The sequence below is a fragment of the Leptolyngbya sp. AN02str genome, assembly GCF_050565595.1.
Lineage (GTDB): Bacteria > Cyanobacteriota > Cyanobacteriia > Elainellales > Elainellaceae > Kaiparowitsia.
Map to the genome: position 1 here is coordinate 56,809 of NZ_JBNXVR010000018.1, position 21,942 is coordinate 78,750.

Below are 21,942 nucleotides of genomic sequence, written 5' to 3' on the forward strand. Positions count from 1 at the left end.
TCTTTCATCAAGGAATAGAACACCATTGCTATTAGAACTGTCGATTAATGGAATACGTAAAAATGAAATTGCAATGAAAAGCTGACGCTTGACAGTAGCCGTTTACAGTCCCCCCCTTGACCTTGAAGTCAGGTATAGGGTTTACGCTAGAGCCAGCACTAAAAGGAGACATTTGGAAATGGCTAAACGTCTAGTAGAAGTCTTTACGGCAGGTTGCCCGCTATGCGACGAAACCCTCAAACTGGTGCGATCGCTTGCGTGTGAGAACTGTGATATTCAGGTGTGGGATTTGCGGGAAGGCAATTCAACCCCTGAAGGTCTGGAAAAAGCAACCCAATACGGGATTCATCGAGTTCCGGCAGTGGTGGTGAATGGGAAGCTAGCCGAGTGTTGCCAAAACCAGCAGCCGATTTCTCGTGAAGCCTTGGTCGCGGCTGGCATTGGGCAAAAATAGCCCCTTGCCTTAGAGCAGAAACGCAGGAGGGGGAGTCTCTCTCCTGCTAAAAGCAGGAACACGATTACGAATAGAGGATTGTAAGATGCACGATTGTTGTTCAACTCCAGACATTTCCACACCTTCTAACCAATCGGTTTGCCCTCGTGATGGCAGCAAGGGGAAACCTGTTAAACTCATTACGCTCAAAAGCTTGCTTCAGCCTATCGCATTGGAACAGCTAGACCCACAGCAGCCATATTTTTTCTGTGCTCATACTGATTGTCCAATGGTCTATTTTTCAGAATTGGGACAGGAATTTACGACGGCTGATGTGAAAGTCTCTGTGTTTCAGAAAGATCAAAGGGATGCTGTTCCCGTTTGTTACTGTTTTGACTGGAGCCGCCAGCGAATTCAAGAGGAAATCGAGAGAGAGGGTAAGAGTCGTGCGATCGCTTCGATTACGGCTCATATCAAAGCTAAACGCTGTGGTTGTGAAGTTAATAACCCTCAAGGGTTTTGCTGTTTAACAAATGTTCGCAGTGTGATTCAAGCGGTTACGCAACCGTTAACCTCCATCGATCGCAGAATATTTGAATCCATCCTGAATAGATGAGAAGGTAGACTTAATTGCTTCGCTTAACAGCTACACCAATAATTTGGGGACTGACAATGGCGGGGATTGGAGCACGAAAATGCTGATACTCTACTCGTTCAAATCCTGCCTTCTCCAAAGCAATCCAGGTTTCACGATCGGGATGGCATCCATCACCGAGAATCTTCCAAACAGGACGAATCCAGTGTTGTACTCGTCGCAACCCTGTTCCTTTAGGAGCAGCCACGTGTTCAAGAAAGTAAAAGCGTCCCCCTGGCTTAAGGACTCTCAGAATCTCTTGCAAGGTTCTCTCCAGATTATCTACAGAGCAGAGAACCAGTGTGCTAACGACTGCATCCATGCTATTGTCTTCCACATTCAAACATTCAGCAGTACCTCGATAAATATCAATGGTTAGTTCCAGTCGGTCTGCTTCCTGTTTGAGATAGGAGTCCATAAACGGGTTTGGCTCAACCCCAGTCCAATGAATATCAGATGGATAATGACGCAAATTAGGTCCCGCACCAGGTCCAATCTCCAAGATGTTGCCGTGCAAGTCAGCAAACAAAGCTTGCTTACGATCGCTCATTTCAGCCTCATACTTCGCTGTACCGTGAGCCATCAGCCAGGCAAAGATTCGTTGGTACCAAGCTGGAGATTGCCGGAGTTTTGATTCTGCTTGTGATCGGGTTAACGTTTCCATTTCCTTATTGTTCATATCAACACCTACCCATAACAGGAATATGCTTAAGAGATTCTAGAGTAATCGCTGGATAGTGCATGTCCGGCGACTTCTTCAATCAGGCTGCAAAGCTCTTGGCTAACAGGATTGTCTAAAGGTCTATCTGACCAGCGATCGCGATAGGCTTCTAGCTCGACCTTGAGCGTTTTGATGCGATCGAGTTGGGCGTCCAGTTCAGCAATTTTTCGATTCAATAGATCTCGCACCAGTGGGCAAGCCGGATCACCTTGATGCCGAACGCCCAAAATCTGCTGAATTTCAGACAGGGAAAACTGAAGAGACTGCGCTTTTTTGATAAACTGCACGCGCCTAACCGCATCAGGAGTGTAGTAGCGGTAGCCACTCTCGCTTCGGTGGGTCGGTTCAATTAACTCTAAAGTCTCATAGTAGCGAATGGTTCCTACTGCCACATCGGTCTGCTCTGCTAACTCGCCAATCTTGAGCAGTTTTTCGGGCGATCGGTTTTCACTCAGTCTTCTCATGGTAGTCCCGGTGAATCTGGAGCAAATTGCCCCACTGCACTTCCAGTTTAAACTCTATAGTCAGCTATAGAGTCAAGGTTTTTTGAGCATCACCTGGCTTATCTAACAGGACACAGTTGGCGTTTGACGAACCAAATTGTCAACGGTGGGATTAGGAGCCACATCAATAGTGGCAGTAGCCCAGTGCCCAGAATTGGAACAGTTGGCATGGAATCGGCATAAGTCCAAATACCCAGCCATCTTGTTGCTAAATCTTCAAAAATAACCGTAATTAGAACACCGATCAGTGTGAATATACCGATTTGCCTGCGATCGGGTTGACGAACCCATTGTCGTGACTTTGATACGGCTGCAACCACCCAAAAGGAAGTAAGCATGATGCCAACATCACCTACTGTTGCCAATGTGCAATTTCTGATCATTGCGAAGCAGGAAAGCTCTGGTGGGACTTGATAAAACGGCATTTGCTGAACCTCCCAAAAGAAAGATAGGAGAAATGCAAATATGGCTACATTCCATTCAGGTGAATTCAGCCAGCGAACGGCGCGAGTGACGGTTCGATAATTTGACATAGGGCACCTCAATAAGTCCTTGTGGCTATCATTCAACAGTAAAGTGAGACTGGAGCGTTCCTCGCTTTGGTGCATTATTTCAAGGCGCTATTGCTCATGTAAGAAAATGTTGCCAATGACTTGACTCTATAGCCAACTAGAGACTCTAGTATGGCAATAGTCATCGAGATGGTGACGAATTGTTGATTAAAAATTGGATGAATCCTATGAAACGGACTCGAATCATCATGAGTGGAATTGTCGCTGGTTTAGCCCTGTTGGGAGTCACTGTACTTCCAGCGATCGCCCATGAGCACAACCAAACAACCTCTACTCTTGCCCAAAGGCAGCCTGCAATGCCTTCTGATGAAGATCAAGCGCAGACGACCCCAACAGAAGAACAAATGCGGCAAATGATGGCTCAGTGCAACTCTATGATGAGCATGATGCACAACATGATGGGTAATGATGAGATGCCTGGGATGGTGGAGCAGTAGAATAACCCTTCAGAGCAGGACAGGATGACCTCCCTACCAAGACAATAAAATCATTCCTATCTCAAACAAGAGCAACACGATGAAAACAAAAGTCAATGTCCTTGGCATATGTTTTGACTGGAGAGTGTTAGTGGGGCTAGTAGCCGTCGGCATTGCTATTGCGCTATTGGCACCGCAACTGACGCTGAGTGCATTACCACTGCTGTTGCTAGCAGCCTGTCCGCTTTCGATGCTTTTGATGATGGTAATGATGAATCGAATGGACAAGGATTCAATGTCTGCTTCATCACCTCGATCTGTAAACAGTTTGCCTGCCAGTACACCGCTTAGCCGGGATGAGCAACTGGCTCAATTGCGAGAACATCTCCAGCAGTTGCAGACGCAGCAAGAAGCGATCGCCCGTCAGATCAATACCTTAGAACAATAGGAAACTCTTGTCTTAGCAGGATTCTTTCCATTATTTCCTGAATTCAGAGTGTGCTATGAACAATTTAGATCCCCGAATTCCTGAAGCGATCGCTCCAGAGGTGTTTACCCGTGCTGCTCGCTTATATGCCCAAGCAGCGCAGGGGTATTCGTTAGAGGAATTAATTCAAGCCGGAGCCGCCGCTAATATTCCGCCAGAGTTTATCCGGCAAGCGGTACAGCAGGTTCAAGCTGAGCAGGTTCAAGCTCGAAAACGCTCAGAAATACTTAAGCAAGTTGCGATCGCAGGTGGAATCGTCGTGATGCTACTGGGATGGAGGGTTTCTCCAGGATCAGCATCCTTTGGATGTCATCCCATGATGAGTAGAGTAGACAGCCAAACGACTCAATCCAGATAGCTGAGTCATCCAGATTGCCCCAGATAGCCTTTGACAAAAGAAATCAACGTTATGGAACAGCCCAAATCAAGCCAACAACCATTTAACCTAATCAAAGTAGGAGTACTCACTGCTGCCGGACTGGGTGTGCTTCTCATTGGTGGGTTAGGCGGATGGTTCATCCGAGCAAATCAGTCCCCCACTCCACTCCCAACGGCTGTCACCTCAGAATCAACCATCGCACCTGAAAGCCAAGCCGAAAACACGGAAGCTAGCCCTTTCGGGGGACATGTCCATGCGTTGGCAATCAACCCAGAAACCAACGAGCTTTTCTTGGGAGCACGCCCAATTTACCGCAGCCGAGATGGTGGTCGGACTTGGACGGCGATCGACACTATTCCGAAAAGTCAACCGCGAGCGAATGTCACCTCGATTGCCATTGACCCTAAAAATCCACAAGTTATGTATGCCACCGGACATGGACTAGCAGTGGTTAAAAGCACTGATGGGGGTACGACTTGGGAAACAAAAGCCGAAGGACTCAGCGGCGATTCGATCGAAGCCTTAGCGATCGATACGAACGATTCTAATAAGCTCTATGCCTGGGTCTTGAGTGATGGGCTGTACCGCAGTGCAGATGCGGGCGAATCGTGGCAGCGGGTCAGCGATGGGCCCAAAGATCAAGAAATTAGGAGTCTAGCATCGGTGGGGTATCCTACTGGCATGGGTGGCATTTGGCTCTATGCTGGACTAGACACAGGCGTAACGAAAAGCCCAGATTGCTTCTGTGGTTGGGATAAATTGCCCAATGCAGGCTTGCCAGAGAATCAGCGGGCTTATAGTCTGGCGGCTGATCCGGAAAACTTCAAAACCTTATATGCGGGCATGCAAGCAGGTGTGTTTAAGACGGAGGATGCTGGTGAAACTTGGCAGCTTGTTCAGGAAGGCATTACGGATGCGATCGTCACGATTAACCCGTCCAATCCGCAGCAGGTTTATGCCGTCAGCAGTGATGGCAAGCTGTGGATCAGCCGTGATGCGGGTCAGAGTTGGCAGATAGTAGAAGGAGTCAGTCAATGAACAAAAAATTCTGGATGATATTGGCAGGATCTGGAGCGATGGTAGCGGCGATCGGCTTATCTTGGTCGTTTTTTGCCCATACGCCCTCTACCCAAGTCACGAGCCAAGTTCCCAAAGCTGTGGCTGTCAATGACGCATCAGGGGAACAGGCAGCATTAACCAATGAAATCACCGTTTTTCGCAGTCCCAACTGCGGCTGTTGTGGGTTATGGATTGATCATTTAGAGGCAGCAGGGTTTCAGGTGAAAGATAATGTGACTGAGAACCTGGAGTCTGTAAAACAGCAGTATGACATTCCCGAAAACTTGGCGACTTGCCATACAGCAATTGTGGCAGGCTACGTCATCGAAGGTCATGTTCCAGTAGAAGACATCCAGCGTTTACTGGCTCAAAAGCCTGCTGTGGCGGGTCTTGCCGTGCCTGGGATGCCGATCGGCTCTCCGGGGATGGAGTCGGGTGGGTATGTGGAACCTTACACTGTCTTCTCGTTTACCGAGGATGGCAGCACGGCTACCTTTGCAGAACATTCCTAACCCTCTGAAATCTGAAACCGAGGCGTTCGTTCATATTCTTCATAATGGAAGTGGCTGAGAACAACTACAAGCTTCAAAGCAATTTCTGATGAATACGCACCGTTTCAATCGTAGGCGATTTCTAGTGACGCTGGGTGCCTCCACCCTGGGTGGTTTTTACTTGACCCGGTGTGTCTCTTCTGGGCAGTCTCAGAGCTTATCGACCCATGCAGATCATCATACTAGTGTCGATGGGCTGCTGGATGTATCTTTGAGTGCGAGTGTTGGTTCAGTTCGCTTAGCAGGACGACAGGCAACTTTACTCGCCTTCAATCACCAGGTTCCAGGACCTCGTTTCGAGGCAAACCCAGGAGATACCGTTCGTATCCGTTTTACGAACAATCTATCCGAATCGACCAATCTGCACTATCACGGCTTGCATGTTTCTCCCAACGACAAAGCCGACAACGTTTTCCTAGAGATTCCTCCCGGTGAAACCATCACGTATGAATTTGACATCCCCAACCATCATCCTGGCGGTACCTTCTGGTATCATCCCCATCGCCATGGGCTAGTAGCAGACCAGGTGTGGGGAGGTTTAGCCGGGTTATTCATTGTGCGCGGAGAACTGGATCAGATTCCAGAAATTCAAGCCGCCTCAGAAGCGTTTCTTGTTTTCAAAGATTTTGCCTTGGGAGAAGATGGACAAATCCAGGCTCCTAATCGGATGGAGCAACGGATGCAGGGACGAGAAGGATCGATCGTCACAGTGAATGGTAGTGTGAACCCTACGCTCTCTATTCCTCAAGGCGGATTGCTGCGGTTGCGGTTGCTAAATGCCTCACCGTCTCGCTTCTATCGGCTTATGCTGGAAGACCATCTGTTGTATTTAATTGCAACCGATGGCGGTGCATTGAGTGAACCTGTGGAATTGAGAGAGCTATTGCTGGTTCCGGGAGAACGCGCTGAGGTACTTGTTCGAGGAGAACGCGAACCAGGGCAATATCGCTTGCTGAACCTGCCCTATAACCGGGGCGGGATGATGGGTGGCGATGGCATGATGGACGGCGGCATGATGGGTGGTGGGATGATGGGCGGTGGCATGATGCGGCGATCGCCAGCTAACACGCCAGAAGACCGTTCCCAAACCCTGGCAACCCTTACCTACAGGGGGCAAGTGAGTCCTCTCCCCATTCCCCAAATCCTGATCCCTGTCGAAGCCTTACCTGAACCTCAGACAGTACGACAGATCACTCTCAGTCATGGCATGGCACCGGGGCAGGGCATGGTCTTCACGATCGATGGCAAGACGTTTCATCACGATCGCATTGATACGCAAGTGCGTTTAGATACCGTTGAGGATTGGGAAATTGCCAACACTGGCATGATGATGATGGGCTTCGATCATCCGTTTCATTTGCACACGAATATGTTCCAGGTGATTAGCCGCAATGGACAGCCTGAACCCTATCGTGCTTGGAAGGATACCGTGTTGGTTCCCAGAAATGAAATAGTGCGGATTCGGATTCCCTTCAAAGACTTCGCAGGTAAGGCGGTCTACCACTGTCACATTCTTGATCATGAAGATTTGGGCATGATGGGCGTGATTGAAATGCAAGGATAAAACATAGAATACTACAGACGTGAAACGATACATGGGGATAGGCTTGGCATTTTTGTCGGGCGATCGCTGACTTGCGCTCGGAAATATCTACACCGATGAAGGACTGGGCAGGGTTCTCTTGCAACGATAACCGTTCAAACTCTTTGTTACCGCAGGCTAAATCAAGCACCCTAGCTTCCGGTGGAATCCTTGCCCAACAATCCTTCAGAAACAACAATGTTTTCGTGATGTACTGGTTCCTAGCGGCGATCGTACACCGATGCCAGTTAGATATATTGCCTTCGTTACTCCATCCGAACCGTATCCCTCAATCCCAACCAGTTATAGCGCCGAATACCCCAAGGTAGTCCAACCAAGATAATCAGAAACATGATCGACAAGACAATCCCCTGCGGAAAATCAACGACGATCGCATCTCCCAGGTAGGTCAACAAGAAGGTGGAAGGAATCATGCCCAATAGCGTTGCTGTGGCATAAATGGGCAAGGAAAGCCCAGTCATTCCGGCTCCATAGCTGATCAGATCAAACGAAAGCACCGGCAACAATCGAGACCCAAAAATTAGCCAACCGAGATAAATTTCACCTTTCCGCTTCGAGAAAACAACGATTTTTCCGGTCAGTGCTTTAATTGCCGATCGCCCCAATGTGCGTCCCAGATAGTATGCAATCAATCCGCCTAAAAATCCCCCGATCACACTGTAGATACCTGCAAGCACAGTTCCCCACAATGCCCCTGCGATTACCGCTAAAGGTGCACTAGGAATGGGGCTGACGACAACCGATAAGGTAATCAGCCCGATATAAATCAATGCTCCCCAACTTCCTAAACGACGAACTGTTTGCTCAAATCCATCCGGGGTAAATAGGTTGACCATGAATTGGTTAAAATCAGGCTGGGTCAACCATAAGCAAAGTAGCAGACAGAGCAGGAGAATCCCTAAAGCAATACCATTGGAACGGTTGAATAAAATTTGCCTACGCTGCGATCGATGCATTGCCATTAATTATCATTACTCCACCATTTCAATGTCTGCTAGATTTCACCACTGCCTTCAGATAGAAGCTCAGAGCCGTACTACCATCTCCAGATCTCTGACATCGCTGCGATCGGTTGATGAGGGCTACACTCCAAACTCAGCCTTTAATTGAGCAACCCATGCTTTGATGCGTTCTTCTGTCAATTCAGACTGGTTATCTTCATCCAAGGCTAACCCCACAAATTTACTGTCTCGGAGTGCTTTAGAATCACTGAACTCATATCCTTCAGTAGACCAGTAGCCAACTGTTTCGCCACCAAGTTCAGCTATTTTTTCCTCCAATATTCCCATTGCATCCTGGAAGGTATCAGGATAGCCAATTTGATCACCTTCTCCAAAGTATGCGACTTTCTTACCACTGAAATCGATATTATCTAACTCATCATCATAGAAACTTTCCCAGTCACTTTGCAGTTCACCTACATTCCAGGTTGGGCAAGCAATGATGATATACTGATATTCATCAAAGTCGTTAGGTTCGGTTTGTGAGATATCCTGTAGTGTTACAACACTGTCACCACCAAATTCTCTTTGAATGAGTTCGGACGCTGTTTGAGTGTTGCTTGTTTGAGTTCCGTAAAAGAGTCCAATCTTAGCCATTTTTGCCTCTTAAATTTCAATTGAAAATAGTGTTGTTCTTGGGTTGAGTGAGCTAAGGCTTGATGATAAAAAGCACAAGGAGCAATACTTGTCTAAGCCTATCCAATAATCGGACAAATGCTGTCTTTAGGATGATCAGGAACAGTTTCCCGACCGGATAACAGCACCTTTAACTCCTGTTTAAGAATTTGCAGTTGTTGGATTTGTTGTTCAATCGCGTCCAGCTTATCCTCCAGCTTCACTTTGACGTGATTGCAGGGTAAGTCGCCTTGATCAAGCCCATCTAGAAAATCCTTGATCTCGGCTAAGCTCAGCCCTAAAATTTGAACACGTTTGATGAAGCTCAATCGAGCACAAACATCCGAGTTGAACAATCGATATCCACCTTCCGTTCTCCCAGTTGTCTTCAGCAAGCCTAGCTCTTCGTAGTACCGAATCGTTTTAATGGGAATACCGCTTGCTTTTGCAACTGAACCAATCAACTTAGGAGCATTTTGAACTAACATATCTCTCACTCCATCCTGAGTATTCCTCTCTTTTAGCCTAAACTCTTCAATTGGCTAGAGAGTCAAGGGGGTACTGGAGAATTGATCGTCTCTTCATTCATCCCATAAAAGTTTTACGCTTCTCGGATTGAATCTTGAGAAAACCATTTTTTACTGCTGGAAGTTTTTGCAGGTCGCACTTCGATCATTCCATAATTCATCTTCATGCCACACATAAACTCATACTCACCGGGCTGGGCTGGTGTAAATTCCACTGTTGTGATTTGGTCAGGTTTGAGATCAATAGCCACGTCAAACTCTGGAATGAGCAATTGGTCATAGCATTCACTGAGATTCTTGCGATCGAAATGCAAGTGAATGGGATATCCAGCTTCAACAATAACCCGCTTGGGTTGATAGCCTTTAGCAACAGTAACAGTTGCTTCCTGAATTCCTGCTGATGTCATTGTTGCTTCAACACTGGATGTCGAATTCGTTAAATGCTCAGTGTGATGAGTTACCTGATCAGTAGGATGCGCTGACTGAGGAACAGAGGCGATCGCGGTTGCTGTACCTCCCTCCGCAGCTTGTACATCTACTATCCCTCTAAACATATTCATGCCGCAGGTAAACTCGTATCGACCAGGTTTGTTAGGCGTGAATTCGATCGGTGTAACTTGATTGAGCGGTAATTCTTGAGCAATGCGGAAGTCTGGGAAACGTACCTCTTCCAAACAACTGCTGGGATCTTTGCGGTCGAAGTTCAACCGCACAGGCTGTCCAGCATTGACCACCACACGGCTGGGATCGTAGCCACCGTCAACCATCACTGTCACCTCCTGAATCCCTTGCCTACTCTCAGCTTTTTGAGATTTCGGTTTGCTGAAAAGGAACCACCACAGTTCTAAACCAATTAGGGCTAATCCCCCGGCTGCAACCGCCCCTTTCACTCCTAGCGGTTGATCGATCCGGCGAAACTGAGTTCGTTGTTCTCCTTCGGTGGCGGGCATTTCCATTGGCATTTGTGCCACTGCTGTGCCTGAACCCATTACCAGAATTAATCCGAGCAAACCAGCTAAGCGACCTACCATTCTTTTTTTGCTTATCATCAATCAACTCCTTCCAAACGCTGCTTCGGTTTGTTTTACGGGATAACTTGTTCTGGCTGGTTCGCCGTATAATTAGCGTCAGGCGACTCCACAGAGCCTTGATACCCACACATATTTCTCATCATCATCCTGCCCATTCCACCCATCATGCCAGCCATACCAGCTACACCAATCAGAATAGTCAGAACGACACCAAGAACTAGACCACCTACGCCATAAAGGGCTGCTTTACTATCCATGCTTTCCTCCTGAAATAAAAACATTCATTTTTCAAAATCAGTTAGTTTTAACTTCTGCTGTTCTGTCTTTGCTGCCAGGCTTAGCGGCTAGGATGGGCTTGGAAATTCCGCAGGCGTAGCGCATTCGTGACAACAGACACAGAACTGAGTGCCATTGCTCCTCCAGCAATAATGGGATTCAAAAGCCATCCGAAAATAGGGAAAAGAATACCCGCTGCGATCGGAATTCCGGCAGTATTGTAGATGAAGGCAAAGAAGAGGTTTTGCCGAATGTTGCGAATCGTGGCACGACTGAGTTGAATGGCAGTGACAATACCATGTAAGTCACCAGAGATCAGCGTGATGTCGCTGGCGGCGATCGCCACATCGGTTCCCGTGCCAATTGCCATCCCCACATCCGCCTGAGCCAGAGCAGGTGCGTCGTTGATGCCATCACCCACCATCGCCACAATTTTGCCCTCTGATTGAAGTTTTTGTACTGTTGCCGCTTTTTGATCCGGTCGCACTTCCGCAAACACTCGCTGAATGCCAACTTCACGGGCGATCGATTCAGCCGTGCGGCGGTTATCTCCAGTCAACATCACGACTTCTAGTTTGAGGCGTTGTAAGGCACGAATAGCTTCTACAGAAGAGGGTTTCAAGGCATCTGAGATCCCCATTACACCTTGAATTTCGCCATCCACCGCAATCCAGATGACTGTTTTACCCAAATATTCCAACCGCTCTTGGTGCGCTTGCAGTGAATGAGTTTCCATGCCGAGTTCTTCCATCCAACGACGAGTCCCTATTTGCACAAACCGAGTTTCCTGCGGAGACGCTCCGCGAATGGATACAACCCCTTGCACACCGCTGCCGGCGATCGCCTCAAATTCTCTGACATCTGCTAATTCGACCTGTTGAGATTGGGCATAGCGGACCACCGCTTCCGCTAGGGGATGTTCTGAATTGCGTTCAACGGATGCTGCGAATCGAATCAGGTTTAACTCGTTTTGATGGGCAGTGCCTTGGGTTGTGACAAAATCCGTGACGGTTGGTTTGCCTTGCGTAATGGTTCCCGTTTTGTCCAGAACAATGGTTTTAATCTTATGAGCCAGTTCTAAACTCTCTGCACCTTTGATCAAGATGCCATTCTCTGCACCTTTCCCCGTTCCCACCATGATCGATGTCGGCGTTGCCAGACCAAGGGCACAGGGACAGGCAATAATCAGCACACCAACGGTGGTAATCAGCGCCAACGTAATGTTGCCCATAATGTTAAACCAGAGGATGAAGGTGAGGATGGCGATCGCTATCACCACTGGCACAAACCACCTCGTCACCTGATCGGCAAGCCGTTGAATAGGGGCTTTCGATCCTTGCGCTTGCTGCACCAGTTGAACAATTTGAGCCAAGACAGTATCTTTACCCACGCGAGTGGCGCGGAACTTAAAGCTGCCCGTTTTGTTGATGGTGGCTCCAATCACTTCATCTCCAGGCTGCTTCTTTACTGGAATACTCTCACCCGTTACCATAGATTCATCGATCGTAGAGGCACCATCTACCACTTCACCATCCACCGGAATCTTTTCACCTGGACGCACTAGCACCACATCCCCTTGCTGGACTTCTTCGATCGGCACATCCACTTCTTGCCCATTGCGAATTAGCCGTGCCGTCCTTGCTTGCAGCCCAATTAATTTACGAATAGCTTCAGAGGTTTGTCCTTTGGCACGATTTTCTAGCCACTGTCCTAATAGAATCAGCGTAATGACAACAGCCGCTACCTCATAGTAGACATCTGGCATGAGTCCCTGATTCAAAAAGAAACCAGGAGAGAGGGTAGCAAACACGGAATAGAAGTAAGCAACACTGGTGCCCAGGGCAATCAGAGTATCCATTGTTGCAGTATGGCGCTTGAAAGCTTTCCAAGCGTTAATGTAGAAGGTATAGCCACACCAAAACTGTACTGGAGCCGTTAAAACAAGCTGAACCCAGGTGTTTTTCAATAGGGCGGGAATAAAGGGCAAATCCACCCCAATCATGTGATCCAATGATCCAATAATTAACACTACGCTGATTACGGCACCGACAATAATCTTGCGACGCAGGTCGCGGGATTCAGCTTGGCGGGCCGCTTTCTCAACATCATCCTCCCCCGTAACCATCCGTTGATCGTCAAGGGGAGCGGCTGAATACCCAGCTTCATCCACCGCCGCTTGAATCGCTTGTAGATCGGTCTTCTTGGGGTCATAGTGAACTGTTGCTTGCTCTGCACCAAAGTTAACCGTTGCTTCACGGACACCCGGAACCAACCGAATGGCTTCTTCAATACTGTTGGCACAGGAAGCGCAACTCATGCCGCGCAGTTTAAGTGTTGTACTTTCCATTAAATTCCCCTTGAATTCTCTACTGCAACCGGATAACCAGTCTTGGTGAGCTAACTTGACCTCAACACTATTGGGCTAAGTCCTGGCTCAAATCCTCTTCGGCACGATCTTCAGCTGGAGTTGCTGTGACTGTTTCCATAGCAGTTTCTATCTGATAACCTGCTGTTGCGATCGCTTGCTTTACCGATGCTTCAGATGCTTGTGTTTCAACATTAACTTGCTTGGTTTTAGGATCAGCTTGAACTGTAGCACTAGGATCGATCGCCTCGATCGCCTTGATAATTGTGTCGCTACAGGCAGAGCAAGCCATGTTGGGAACCGTCAGTTGAAGAGCCATGACTCTAAATCTCTAAATGTGTAACTGCTTCTATCTTGGAGTCTCTAGTTCACTAGAGAGTCAAGGGGGAACTGGAAAAAATAATCGAGTCTACTCAACTCATGTTGAAACGAACAAACCCTGGAGTCTATTGCCAGACCAACTAGGGCTATAATTCTTCTACTTCTGGCTGGATTAATTGCAGCAAAAAGCTACAATTCGCTTCTCTTCAGTCCAACGTAAGAGATTGTGGAAGTAATTGCGTCTGCCCGCTGATGTAAAACGGTTAAGAAAAGGTCTGTAAGAGCCAGGAGTATCAGTCCAACACCACCTGCGAGTACTAGCCAGTCCATGCTTCAACTTTTTCCTTTCCCAGGATTAGAAGAATTTTTTATTTTAAAGTGACGGAACTAAAGCTACGATTAGTTTACTTGGCTGCTGCTGCCATCTGGCTCAATTGATAATACGCGCTAGGCATTCACAACGAAAACCTGTCTGTTTACTGCACTACTTCTCTAATCTGGCGCTCCATCTCGGGGGTTATTTCGGTCGATCGAGCGGGAAGCTCGACCTCCCCTCGTTCTCCGTTCTCCGCAATATCATCGAGGAGCAACTGCATCTCAGCTATTTCACGAACCTGCGACGCAATGATCTCATCCGCAAGCTCACGAACGCGCGGATCGCTAATGCTTGCCCTCTGCGCATTGTTAATGGCAATTGAGTGGTGGGGAATCATCGCCTTCATGAAGGTGACATCTCCGATCAGTGCCTGGGTTCTATTTACGGAGAGCAGAATCACGCCGAGCGCGGTAGCTAAACCGAGAACTGCGATCTTGGTTCCTACTCCTCGATACATCGACCACATAAAGGAAAGCATCACAACGGTCATCACACACCCCATTACCAATGAGGCGACCAGTCGATTTACGCTAAACAGTGCGTGATCAAGTGAGTATATAAGCTGATACATCAAGAAGAACATGATGAACGTCGAGGTCGCGATCATCGCTGCGAATCGGTTCCAACCCATTCCTGCCATGTCTTTCTGTTGATTCATGTTGCTTCTCCACCCTTTCAAAATAATGCTTTCGCTCAACTCCTCCCGTCACTTCTATAGCCGACTTACATAAGCGCAGAAGTTGTAGAGGGAATTGGCAAGCTTATCAAGCAGGCTTGCCAACCTCCTGATACTTTAAACTGTAAATTTCGGTCGAATTAACGCGATGTGGCAACACTAACCACCTTGCGGTATTCCTCAACTGCCGAGCGGCAAGCTTTGGCACAGCTTTGGCAATGTTCGTTATTGTGTTTTTCGCATTCACTGGCGCAGGCTTCGCAGATATCGATACAAGCTCGAACAACCTGAGGGATGAATTGAGACCCGCGACTCATGTAGCCAGCGATCGTCCAACACATTTGGGCACAATCGCGGCAGAGACGAGCGCACTCTGCCATGCTGCCCATACAGGTATCAGCGCAGTGTTCACATTCGTGAGCACAGTGAATGGCAGCATCAATACTGGTTTTATACTGCTGATGTGGCATTGTTAGATTCTCCTAGAAACGATAAAACTTCTTCTCATAGGAGTACGGTAGGAAGTTGTATAGATACTGTGCATCCAGCTTTTGAGGTAAAGATATTTTCTATAATTTCCGACCTTTGGACAGTAGGGATTTCATGTTGATTTTATTTTTTAGTGCGTCTACCACAAACTCGTCTTGGCTTGTATCGCTGTTTACCAGCTAAGATTTCATCCTGATTTTATTTTTGTCTGTCATCATTAACGCTTGTAAGAAGTTAATGCTTTGACCCAAAAACCTGGAGGCTTGATTAGGTGGTTACGTTAATGAGAAAGACACTCGCCTCATTTCTGTTGGTCGGAATCGTGCCTTTAGTGTCATTTAGCCTAGCTGCTTGTAGTGGTACAGCCTCCGAACAAGCTGCTGAAAGTCGTCCTAGCAGCTCCACGATGGCTCAGATGGATCATGGCTCCATGAATAGCCCCATGCCAATGGATCATGGCTCCATGATGAACATGAATTTGGGACCTGCCGATGAAAACTTTGATCTGCGCTTCATTGATGCCATGATTCTCCATCATCGAGGCGCAATTCAGATGGCGGAAGAAGCTCAGCAAAAAACGAGCCGCTCAGAAATTCAGCAGCTTGCCGCAAACATTATTGAATCGCAAAGTCGCGAAGAAAATGAGTTGTTACGAGCATGGCGGCAAGCATGGTATCCGAACGCCAGTGCAGAGCCAGTAATGTATGATGCAGCCAGTCAATCGATGATGCCCATGACCGCATCGCATCAACAGAGCATGGCGATGCAGATGGATCTCGGAGAAGCGGACGAAGAGTTTGATTTGCGATTTATGAATGCTATGATTCCTCATCATGAGGGGGCAGTTGCAATGGCACAGGAAGCGTTAGAGAAGAGCGATCGCCCTGAAGTTAAAGAACTAGCTCAGAACATTATTGATAGTCAGCAGCAAGAAATTGATCAGATGGTGCAGTGGCGGAAGGACTGGTACGGGCAGTAATATCGGAAAATACTTCTCGTCTTAATACATTGGGGAAGCCAATCATTCTTCCCCTTTTTCGCTAAATTTGCCTAAATATACGCTCTTCAATCCCATCGTCCCCTTCTTCGTTACTCCCCAGTAGCGCAGATAGCGGTAAGGTCCATAGGTTTTACCCGTCTTAGCATCGGGAATCATCTTCAGCTCAATATGCCCTCGCCCTCCGTGCTTCCCCAGCGGTGTGCCATCCTCACGAGTCTCCTGGTTCTTCTCCTCTGCCTCCTGCTGCCGTGACTCCAATAGCCCCTGAATCATTTCAGCCAGATCCCCTAACTCTTCATCACTCCAATCCTGGAGTTGCTGAATCAACCGCGCTGCTTTGCTCCGCTTTGGCATCTCCCACCCCTGACCCCGCAAAAATTGCTTAGGGAATACTTAGGAATCTTTAGCTTGTTTTTATTCCCTAAGTCCAGATTCACCCGTACTGCTTTTGCTTAGGGAAAACTTAACTCGTTATAAAGGCAAAACCATTCCCTAAGCTTCATCACCACCCCAACTAGCTGAAACTTTGAAGTCTACGACTACCGGGATCGGATGCAGAAACTTCCGAGCTGCTGCAACCATGCCGCGATGTAAGAGATAACTGATATGCTTCGCCTCAGCAACAGGACACTCCAGCAAGATCTCATCATGAACTGTGCAAATCAGCTTTGCTCCTGTCTCTGCCAGTACTTTGTTAAGTTTCACTAACGCCAATTTCGTGATGTCAGCATTCAATCCTTGGACTGGATGGTTCAGCAACTCTGCCAGCCTGGGTTTATCCGCCCACCTGCGCCGACGTCCAGCTAGGGTACGGCTCTCCTTTGTTCCCCGGATGTAACTACGCTTGATCGTCTCATGCCACTCTGCCACTCCGGCGTATGCTTCAAAGAAGCGTTTTCGGAATGCCTTTGCCTGCTCCAGAGACAGAGTGACCCCATACTTTGTCTCAGCGTAGCTCTGAAGTTTGGTGACACCCATGCCGTAAATCAGCCCAAAATTGATGGCTTTGGCAAGCCGTCGATCTTCCTCGCTCACATCAGCGATCGCTTTTCCAGTTACTAGAGCTGCTGTCAGTCGATGCAGGTCTTCACCTTTACGATATGCTCGTTGCATCCGGGCATCGCCACTCAAGCGGGCAACAATTCGCAGCTCAATTTGAGAATAGTCCGCTCGCACGATTTGATAACCTGGTGCAGCGACAAAGCAAGTTCGGGCAGCCGCATCGCGAGGAATGGTTTGCAAAGGCGGATTACGACAAGAAAACCGACCCGACCTAGCTCCAAGCTGATAGTACGTTGGGTGAATCCTTCCGGTTACAGGATGGACGTGCTTGGGCAAGCTATCGGCAAACGTAGCTGTGATTTTGGAGAGGTGCCTGTAATCCAATAACGCTTGGATCACAGGGTACCGCTTCGCCAGTGGCACCAGTTCCTTCTGGTTAGTCGAATTCACTGGAATCCCAGCTGCTTGTAGTGCTGCAAGCACCTGTTGCGGAGAATTGGGGTTGATTGCATCTGTCATTTCTGGCAGCAAGGACATTTGAGCATTTCCAACAATTCGGAGCTGTCTGACTTGATGAAGTGCAGTATCGCGATCGCTCTCCAGCGTTGCCCCTAACGTTTGCCAACGAGAGAGGTCAAGCAACATACCATTCAGTTCCATCTGAGCCACCGCAGGCATACAGTGAAACTCAAGTTGAGCAATTTTGAGAAGCTGCGATCGCTCTAGCTTCTTGACCAAGATCGGATACAGCTCCAGCAAAATGGCTGCATCCACTGCTGCATACTGTAACTGCTGTGATGTCAGCGGTTTGCTCCAGTCGCTCACCTGTTGGGTTTTATCCAGTTCTATGTTCAGGAGCTTTTGAGCAAGAGTTTGCAATGAGAGACTCGTTTTTAATCCTGCCGTTAGTACTCGATAAGCAAGTTGTGTGTCGAAGAAAGGAACACTGGGCTGGAGTCCTGCCTTTGTAAGAAACTGCCAGTCAAATTTACCATTATGAGTAATTTTGATCGCAGGACTGGAGAGGAATTGGCGGAGTGGGTAGCGATCGCAAGGAGCAATCTGGGGTAAATCGATCAGAATCACCGGTTGATTGGGGGCTGCAAGCTGAATCAGTCGAATGGTTTGAATGTGAGGATCTAACCCAGTGGTTTCGCAGTCCAAGCCAAGAATTGAAGACTGTTCAAGCAATCGCAGTGTAGTTTCAAGTTCTCTACTTGATGTAATCAAGTGATAGGTCACATTTTTCAAATTAGGGTAAGTTGTGGAGACGGACATGACTGGAAATAGATGGAGGACTATCCTGAAGGGGCGATAGCACCCATCATTCCGGTAGCTCTCATGATTCAAAACAAACTGCCCTGTTTCGGTTGATCGGTTGTTTGAACTGGGTTAACCACCGCGAGCGCCTCTTCTTTCGCTCGATTGCGCCGTTTTCCCCACCCTTGTTGAGCTGCGTGCTTCACCACACTCTGACGAATCGATCGGCTCAGATCATGAAATTCAGTCTTGACAGTCTTGAACTCAATCGCATGGCCACCAATCAATTCATAAAAATTGTCAGCCCCTTCTGGTAATTTGTTGTGCTTCCGCATCACCTCATTTCCTGCCCAAATGTAAAGGTCGGAATAGTCCCTGTGCATGGGTGCTTCAAAACTGGCGGGCATCATGTAAGCCAATACTTCAGTCGGTGTAGCATAGTCCCCCACTTGATCCTGTTCATATTCGGAAAGAATGAGGTCAAACCGATCCTGCATACAGGCAGCCTTCAACCAAGTTGGAATTACATCTCCCCACAAACTTCGATGTAATGCTAATGGTCCCGCTAAATAACGAACATGATGGATCGAAAACCCTGCCATCTCCAACATGCAAGCCAGTAGTTCTTTGGGAACATCCAGGGATGCTAAAAGCCGCAACATTTCTAGGGTGCTGGATGAGCAACGGGTATCTTCATTACCAGCATTTTTTTGAAGGGTTCGGACTAATTCTTCAGGAATAAAACTCAATTGATCCACAGTGCAAGTCTCCTCTAAAGCCGTTTCCCACAAACAGCCAGTTGGCTGGAGCACTGTTGTCCAACTGGTTGAGGTCATCACTAGGGCAGGCTTTATAGGCTGACAAGTATATCGTTTCGTTTAGAAGGCTTGCGCGATGAACACTGAACCGATCCCTGATTTCAATATCAATTCCGATAGCAATAGCGGTTATCAAACGGAAGGCTATCAAACCGATGGCTATGGGGGCGGACAATCAATTTCTGGAGCTGGCAACAATCCCTGGCAAACCGACCACTTCAGCGATGGCTACCAGGAGAACATCTTTGAGCAAAACTTTGGTGACACGCCCTACTCAGAATCTGCTGCTAACCCCAACCCTCATCTAAAGGGCTATGGCAAGGGTTCCGCTTATCAGCCGAAAACAGAGCGTAACTTTTCCGCACCCGAATTGGAGCTTTAATTCCCTCAACCCGGTCTGATGTCATGAATACCCCACTGAGAATGCCAGAAGGCTTCAAAAGGCAGCGTGTTCTGGCATGGCTCATTTCGCTGTGCTTGATTGTCATCAGCCTTTGCGGGTTCAATGCACCTGCATTTGCTCGCACCATTGACGATGGCAGCCTACCAACCCGGATTCTAGAAGTTGCAGGGAGTCAATCTGGGCTACCTGCAACTCAAGTTTTATTGCCCGATTGGAGCCGAATTGCTCTGTCGCAGATGCCGGGTATCAGCCGTTCTGGTTCGATCGATGGCAAACCCTATGTGCAAACGTTGGGGTATGACCTGAGCCGCCGTTGGAATGCAGGTATGACTCCCGATCAGTATTTGAAGCTGGGGGACATTTCGCAAGCATTTCAGGCAGAAGTCTTTTCACCAGGGGCGATCGCCCAACTCACGAATCTCGATCTCAATCAAGTTGCCCTGAGTGCGTTTACGTTGGCAGCCGATCAAACCCTGAACCATTTAGCAAAAGTGGTGCCGGGGCTAGCACAAACTAATGTCCGGGCGATCGCCCCTGTCGCGGCTCTTCTCGCTGCCAAAGCCATCGGCATTAATGTCTCTGATCAAACCCTAGCTGAAGTGCTGGCACAGAATCCCCAGATTGGACAGCTACCCTTAAAGGAGATTGATCTTTCTCGCTTTCCTGTCACCTCTATTCCCAACCTGGAAGCCGTTCAGCTTCAGCAGTTTGAGGGCTGGATGAACAGCTTTGTGCAAGATATTCCAGGATTGGGTCAGGTGCCATTAGGGTCAATGCCCAACCCGATCGCTGAACTGGGTAGCCTGGTCATGCGAGTTGATCAGGTGTATGGTCCAGCAGAGGCACAGCGAAATAACACTATTTCTGGCTCCGATGTTCAGGGCTTTTCTGTCCCCTGTGCTGAAACGGATTGCGCCTATGTTGAACTGGATGATCTGGAGAACGCCGGACGTAGTGCGCGTGGCAGGCTGGAAGGCAAGCAATGGATTTCAGGAAAATATCAGGAAGTCCAGGGTGGCTGGGGTGTCTTGCGATCGGTGAATGATGGACGAGAACCTACGGGACGCTTGCCGTTTGGCTCTGCCTTCAAAGTTGTGGTGATGGAGCCAGATGAAACCACGGATACCGTAGATACTGCCTTGTTCTTCCGCTTCTGTGCTGATGCATTAGGCTGCACACCTTACTTCATTGGTCCTGTGCCGTTCTTTACCTACAAAGTCAATGCTTTGATGTTTGTGGGGGATTTGAGCGATCAACGAGCTGCTGTGGCATCTCAACCCACCGGAGCCAGCCGAGAACCTGGAAGCAGCCAAACTATTGCTGGCAATCAAGATGGAAACAATCCCTGTAGTCTAGATGGCAGTAGTCAGCCTGTGTCGGCACAATCTGTGCAAGGTATTGATTTAGATGCATTGGCAGAAGCGATCGCCAGCATCGAAAGTGCTGGCAGCGGAGGTTATCAGGCGGTTGGAGTTCATACTTGTGCGGATGGAGGAAGCAACTGTGGACGGGGGTTAGGACGCTACCAGTTCATGAGCTACAACCCCTATGCAGTTCAGTTAATTGCTGCAAAGCCAGGGGGTCAGGGATTCTTAAATCGCATTGGACAGGGCTACCAACCCACTGATGCAGAACTGTTTCAGTTCTTTCCACCTGCTGATCAGGATCGCGCCTTTACGGCAGACCTCGCCAACAAAATTCAGGTGACACGAGGACAGATTGATCCAACGACCGGACAACCCTTCACAGGCGATCGCTTACTAGAACGAGTTGCCCAAAAACATTTCGGTGGCGACTACAGCCGTGTCGATGGTGGAGGCTCTGATGCCTTGGGTCGTTTGAGCCTGCGAGATTACGGTCGCGCTGCTGTGACTCGCTATCGCAATGGTGGCAATGGCACACTCACCTGTGCTCCCAGCGCCACCCTGACAACCGCTAATTCCTCTGGAGTCAAAAGCAATGAGGCATTCCAGGGCAGTGGAACACCAGGACAAGTCACTGGTAGGCTGACCAACCCTGCTCCAGGCTTCCCTGTCACCAGTGAGTTTGGTCCTCGCTCTAGCCCTTGCGCGAGTTGTAGCTCCAATCACGCTGGCATTGATATCGGAACACCGATCGGGACACCGATTCGAGCGGCTGATGGTGGCAAGGTTCTCTACGCAGGTTGGCTATCAGGCTATGGCAGAACCATGATTGTGGAACATGCCAATGGCAGGATGACGCTCTATGCTCACCTGGATTCAATGGACGTGAGTGCGGGTACTCCAGTAAGGCAGGGGCAGGCGATCGCCCGCAGTGGGCAGAGTGGCTTGGGCACTGGACCCCACCTCCACTTTGAAGTGATTGAAGGCGCTACCCCTGGTAACTGGCGCAGCGGCTCTTCCATCAATCCCAGACAGCGGGTTCAATTCTAAGGAGGAATCA

At 48.5% G+C, this 21,942-nt stretch carries 27 protein-coding genes; 11 read left to right on the forward strand and 16 right to left on the reverse strand.

The annotated features are described in order from the left end of the window. The first annotated feature begins 178 nt into the window (after positions 1-178). Both ACQ4M4_RS15045 and ACQ4M4_RS15050 read left to right on the forward strand, forming a co-directional pair. Positions 179-454: a thioredoxin family protein gene (locus ACQ4M4_RS15045; protein WP_430685288.1), complete on the forward strand. Its 276-nt coding sequence runs from the start codon at positions 179-181 to the stop codon at positions 452-454. Between the two features lie 85 nt (positions 455-539). Continuing rightward, entirely contained in the window at positions 540-1,049 is a 510-nt protein-coding gene (locus ACQ4M4_RS15050; RefSeq protein ID WP_430685289.1) for a putative iron-sulfur cluster-binding metallochaperone, read from the forward strand. 10 nt (positions 1,050-1,059) lie between these two features. Here ACQ4M4_RS15050 and ACQ4M4_RS15055 read toward each other — a convergent pair whose 3' ends face one another. From ACQ4M4_RS15055 to ACQ4M4_RS15065, 3 genes are all read right to left on the reverse strand, one after another. Then, positions 1,060-1,746 (reverse strand): methyltransferase domain-containing protein, encoded by a 687-nt coding sequence (locus ACQ4M4_RS15055; RefSeq protein WP_430685290.1) that lies wholly within the window; start codon positions 1,744-1,746, stop codon positions 1,060-1,062. Positions 1,747-1,775: 29 nt separating this feature from the next. Next, on the reverse strand, positions 1,776-2,252 hold the full coding sequence (locus ACQ4M4_RS15060; RefSeq protein WP_430685291.1) for a heavy metal-responsive transcriptional regulator: 477 nt from the start codon (positions 2,250-2,252) through the stop codon (positions 1,776-1,778). 98 nt (positions 2,253-2,350) lie between these two features. Beyond that, on the reverse strand, positions 2,351-2,824 hold the full coding sequence (locus ACQ4M4_RS15065) for a hypothetical protein (RefSeq protein ID WP_430685292.1): 474 nt from the start codon (positions 2,822-2,824) through the stop codon (positions 2,351-2,353). A 206-nt stretch (positions 2,825-3,030) separates the two neighbouring features. Between ACQ4M4_RS15065 and ACQ4M4_RS15070 the strand changes: the two genes are divergently transcribed. From ACQ4M4_RS15070 to ACQ4M4_RS15095, 6 genes are all read left to right on the forward strand, one after another. Continuing rightward, complete coding sequence (locus tag ACQ4M4_RS15070; RefSeq protein WP_430685293.1) at positions 3,031-3,300, forward strand: hypothetical protein; 270 nt, start codon at positions 3,031-3,033, stop codon at positions 3,298-3,300. Positions 3,301-3,379: 79 nt separating this feature from the next. After that, complete coding sequence (locus tag ACQ4M4_RS15075) at positions 3,380-3,727, forward strand: DUF2933 domain-containing protein (RefSeq protein WP_316437132.1); 348 nt, start codon at positions 3,380-3,382, stop codon at positions 3,725-3,727. A gap of 55 nt (positions 3,728-3,782) precedes the next feature. Further along, entirely contained in the window at positions 3,783-4,124 is a 342-nt protein-coding gene (locus ACQ4M4_RS15080) for a hypothetical protein (protein ID WP_316437131.1), read from the forward strand. A 51-nt stretch (positions 4,125-4,175) separates the two neighbouring features. Next, positions 4,176-5,183 (forward strand): WD40/YVTN/BNR-like repeat-containing protein, encoded by a 1,008-nt coding sequence (locus ACQ4M4_RS15085; protein WP_316437130.1) that lies wholly within the window; start codon positions 4,176-4,178, stop codon positions 5,181-5,183. Next, positions 5,180-5,716: a DUF411 domain-containing protein gene (locus ACQ4M4_RS15090; RefSeq protein ID WP_316437129.1), complete on the forward strand. Its 537-nt coding sequence runs from the start codon at positions 5,180-5,182 to the stop codon at positions 5,714-5,716. The genes ACQ4M4_RS15085 and ACQ4M4_RS15090 overlap by 4 nt, the downstream gene beginning before the upstream one ends. A gap of 88 nt (positions 5,717-5,804) precedes the next feature. Further along, a complete protein-coding gene (locus ACQ4M4_RS15095; protein WP_316437127.1) occupies positions 5,805-7,319 on the forward strand; it encodes a multicopper oxidase family protein in 1,515 nt (504 codons plus the stop codon). Here the strand turns inward: ACQ4M4_RS15095 and ACQ4M4_RS15100 are convergent. From ACQ4M4_RS15100 to ACQ4M4_RS15145, 10 genes are all read right to left on the reverse strand, one after another. Then, positions 7,228-7,488, reverse strand: coding sequence for a hypothetical protein (locus tag ACQ4M4_RS15100; RefSeq protein WP_420717445.1), 261 nt, complete (start codon positions 7,486-7,488; stop codon positions 7,228-7,230). The genes ACQ4M4_RS15095 and ACQ4M4_RS15100 overlap by 92 nt on opposite strands. Positions 7,489-7,603: 115 nt before the next feature. Beyond that, positions 7,604-8,194, reverse strand: a complete 591-nt coding sequence (locus tag ACQ4M4_RS15105; RefSeq protein ID WP_430685294.1) for a TVP38/TMEM64 family protein — start codon at positions 8,192-8,194, stop codon at positions 7,604-7,606. 246 nt (positions 8,195-8,440) lie between these two features. Next, on the reverse strand, positions 8,441-8,956 hold the full coding sequence (fldA, locus tag ACQ4M4_RS15110; RefSeq protein WP_316437126.1) for a flavodoxin FldA: 516 nt from the start codon (positions 8,954-8,956) through the stop codon (positions 8,441-8,443). 98 nt (positions 8,957-9,054) lie between these two features. Further along, positions 9,055-9,462: a MerR family DNA-binding protein gene (locus ACQ4M4_RS15115; RefSeq protein WP_316437125.1), complete on the reverse strand. Its 408-nt coding sequence runs from the start codon at positions 9,460-9,462 to the stop codon at positions 9,055-9,057. 113 nt (positions 9,463-9,575) lie between these two features. Continuing rightward, the gene (locus ACQ4M4_RS15120; protein ID WP_430685295.1) at positions 9,576-10,532 is read right to left on the reverse strand and encodes a cupredoxin domain-containing protein; all 957 of its coding nucleotides are present in this window, start codon (positions 10,530-10,532) and stop codon (positions 9,576-9,578) included. Positions 10,533-10,585: 53 nt separating this feature from the next. After that, entirely contained in the window at positions 10,586-10,789 is a 204-nt protein-coding gene (locus ACQ4M4_RS15125) for a hypothetical protein (RefSeq protein ID WP_316437122.1), read from the reverse strand. 80 nt (positions 10,790-10,869) lie between these two features. Next, positions 10,870-13,155, reverse strand: coding sequence for a heavy metal translocating P-type ATPase (locus tag ACQ4M4_RS15130; protein WP_316437120.1), 2,286 nt, complete (start codon positions 13,153-13,155; stop codon positions 10,870-10,872). Between the two features lie 67 nt (positions 13,156-13,222). Beyond that, on the reverse strand, positions 13,223-13,492 hold the full coding sequence (locus ACQ4M4_RS15135) for a heavy-metal-associated domain-containing protein (protein WP_316437119.1): 270 nt from the start codon (positions 13,490-13,492) through the stop codon (positions 13,223-13,225). A gap of 478 nt (positions 13,493-13,970) precedes the next feature. Continuing rightward, the gene (locus tag ACQ4M4_RS15140) at positions 13,971-14,528 is read right to left on the reverse strand and encodes a DUF305 domain-containing protein (RefSeq protein WP_316437118.1); all 558 of its coding nucleotides are present in this window, start codon (positions 14,526-14,528) and stop codon (positions 13,971-13,973) included. Between the two features lie 158 nt (positions 14,529-14,686). After that, positions 14,687-15,016 carry a four-helix bundle copper-binding protein gene (locus ACQ4M4_RS15145; protein WP_316437116.1) on the reverse strand — a complete coding sequence of 110 codons (330 nt, stop codon included), beginning with the start codon at positions 15,014-15,016 and terminating at the stop codon, positions 14,687-14,689. Positions 15,017-15,318: 302 nt separating this feature from the next. Between ACQ4M4_RS15145 and ACQ4M4_RS15150 the strand changes: the two genes are divergently transcribed. After that, positions 15,319-16,014 carry a DUF305 domain-containing protein gene (locus ACQ4M4_RS15150; protein ID WP_316437115.1) on the forward strand — a complete coding sequence of 232 codons (696 nt, stop codon included), beginning with the start codon at positions 15,319-15,321 and terminating at the stop codon, positions 16,012-16,014. A 42-nt stretch (positions 16,015-16,056) separates the two neighbouring features. Here the strand turns inward: ACQ4M4_RS15150 and ACQ4M4_RS15155 are convergent, their stop codons facing one another. The 3 genes from ACQ4M4_RS15155 to ACQ4M4_RS15165 form a co-directional block, all read right to left on the reverse strand. Then, entirely contained in the window at positions 16,057-16,389 is a 333-nt protein-coding gene (locus ACQ4M4_RS15155; RefSeq protein ID WP_106172994.1) for a hypothetical protein, read from the reverse strand. A 138-nt stretch (positions 16,390-16,527) separates the two neighbouring features. Then, positions 16,528-18,315 carry a bifunctional 3'-5' exonuclease/DNA polymerase gene (locus tag ACQ4M4_RS15160; protein WP_316437255.1) on the reverse strand — a complete coding sequence of 596 codons (1,788 nt, stop codon included), beginning with the start codon at positions 18,313-18,315 and terminating at the stop codon, positions 16,528-16,530. 68 nt (positions 18,316-18,383) lie between these two features. Further along, complete coding sequence (locus ACQ4M4_RS15165; protein ID WP_430685296.1) at positions 18,384-19,088, reverse strand: hypothetical protein; 705 nt, start codon at positions 19,086-19,088, stop codon at positions 18,384-18,386. Positions 19,089-19,191: 103 nt separating this feature from the next. On the opposite strand from ACQ4M4_RS15165, the gene ACQ4M4_RS15170 reads away from it, so the two are divergent. Further along, positions 19,192-19,497, forward strand: a complete 306-nt coding sequence (locus tag ACQ4M4_RS15170; protein WP_316437253.1) for a hypothetical protein — start codon at positions 19,192-19,194, stop codon at positions 19,495-19,497. Positions 19,498-19,520: 23 nt separating this feature from the next. Continuing rightward, positions 19,521-21,932 carry a M23 family metallopeptidase gene (locus ACQ4M4_RS15175; protein ID WP_316437252.1) on the forward strand — a complete coding sequence of 804 codons (2,412 nt, stop codon included), beginning with the start codon at positions 19,521-19,523 and terminating at the stop codon, positions 21,930-21,932. The last annotated feature ends 10 nt before the right edge of the window (positions 21,933-21,942 follow it).

Excerpts from the sequence above, each read along its gene's own strand:
- ACQ4M4_RS15045 (WP_430685288.1), top strand. The coding sequence starts at position 179 with ATGGCTAAACGTCTAGTAGAAGTCTTTACGGCAGGTTGCCCGCTATGC.
- ACQ4M4_RS15050 (WP_430685289.1), top strand. The coding sequence starts at position 540 with ATGCACGATTGTTGTTCAACTCCAGACATTTCCACACCTTCTAACCAA.
- ACQ4M4_RS15055 (WP_430685290.1), bottom strand. The coding sequence starts at position 1,746 with ATGAACAATAAGGAAATGGAAACGTTAACCCGATCACAAGCAGAATCA.
- ACQ4M4_RS15060 (WP_430685291.1), bottom strand. The coding sequence starts at position 2,252 with ATGAGAAGACTGAGTGAAAACCGATCGCCCGAAAAACTGCTCAAGATT.
- ACQ4M4_RS15065 (WP_430685292.1), bottom strand. The coding sequence starts at position 2,824 with ATGTCAAATTATCGAACCGTCACTCGCGCCGTTCGCTGGCTGAATTCA.
- ACQ4M4_RS15070 (WP_430685293.1), top strand. The coding sequence starts at position 3,031 with ATGAAACGGACTCGAATCATCATGAGTGGAATTGTCGCTGGTTTAGCC.
- ACQ4M4_RS15075 (WP_316437132.1), top strand. The coding sequence starts at position 3,380 with ATGAAAACAAAAGTCAATGTCCTTGGCATATGTTTTGACTGGAGAGTG.
- ACQ4M4_RS15080 (WP_316437131.1), top strand. The coding sequence starts at position 3,783 with ATGAACAATTTAGATCCCCGAATTCCTGAAGCGATCGCTCCAGAGGTG.
- ACQ4M4_RS15085 (WP_316437130.1), top strand. The coding sequence starts at position 4,176 with ATGGAACAGCCCAAATCAAGCCAACAACCATTTAACCTAATCAAAGTA.
- ACQ4M4_RS15090 (WP_316437129.1), top strand. The coding sequence starts at position 5,180 with ATGAACAAAAAATTCTGGATGATATTGGCAGGATCTGGAGCGATGGTA.
- ACQ4M4_RS15095 (WP_316437127.1), top strand. The coding sequence starts at position 5,805 with ATGAATACGCACCGTTTCAATCGTAGGCGATTTCTAGTGACGCTGGGT.
- ACQ4M4_RS15105 (WP_430685294.1), bottom strand. The coding sequence starts at position 8,194 with ATGGTCAACCTATTTACCCCGGATGGATTTGAGCAAACAGTTCGTCGT.
- fldA (WP_316437126.1), bottom strand. The coding sequence starts at position 8,956 with ATGGCTAAGATTGGACTCTTTTACGGAACTCAAACAAGCAACACTCAA.
- ACQ4M4_RS15115 (WP_316437125.1), bottom strand. The coding sequence starts at position 9,462 with ATGTTAGTTCAAAATGCTCCTAAGTTGATTGGTTCAGTTGCAAAAGCA.
- ACQ4M4_RS15120 (WP_430685295.1), bottom strand. The coding sequence starts at position 10,532 with ATGGTAGGTCGCTTAGCTGGTTTGCTCGGATTAATTCTGGTAATGGGT.
- ACQ4M4_RS15125 (WP_316437122.1), bottom strand. The coding sequence starts at position 10,789 with ATGGATAGTAAAGCAGCCCTTTATGGCGTAGGTGGTCTAGTTCTTGGT.
- ACQ4M4_RS15130 (WP_316437120.1), bottom strand. The coding sequence starts at position 13,155 with ATGGAAAGTACAACACTTAAACTGCGCGGCATGAGTTGCGCTTCCTGT.
- ACQ4M4_RS15135 (WP_316437119.1), bottom strand. The coding sequence starts at position 13,492 with ATGGCTCTTCAACTGACGGTTCCCAACATGGCTTGCTCTGCCTGTAGC.
- ACQ4M4_RS15140 (WP_316437118.1), bottom strand. The coding sequence starts at position 14,528 with ATGAATCAACAGAAAGACATGGCAGGAATGGGTTGGAACCGATTCGCA.
- ACQ4M4_RS15145 (WP_316437116.1), bottom strand. The coding sequence starts at position 15,016 with ATGCCACATCAGCAGTATAAAACCAGTATTGATGCTGCCATTCACTGT.
- ACQ4M4_RS15150 (WP_316437115.1), top strand. The coding sequence starts at position 15,319 with ATGAGAAAGACACTCGCCTCATTTCTGTTGGTCGGAATCGTGCCTTTA.
- ACQ4M4_RS15155 (WP_106172994.1), bottom strand. The coding sequence starts at position 16,389 with ATGCCAAAGCGGAGCAAAGCAGCGCGGTTGATTCAGCAACTCCAGGAT.
- ACQ4M4_RS15160 (WP_316437255.1), bottom strand. The coding sequence starts at position 18,315 with ATGTCCGTCTCCACAACTTACCCTAATTTGAAAAATGTGACCTATCAC.
- ACQ4M4_RS15170 (WP_316437253.1), top strand. The coding sequence starts at position 19,192 with ATGAACACTGAACCGATCCCTGATTTCAATATCAATTCCGATAGCAAT.
- ACQ4M4_RS15175 (WP_316437252.1), top strand. The coding sequence starts at position 19,521 with ATGAATACCCCACTGAGAATGCCAGAAGGCTTCAAAAGGCAGCGTGTT.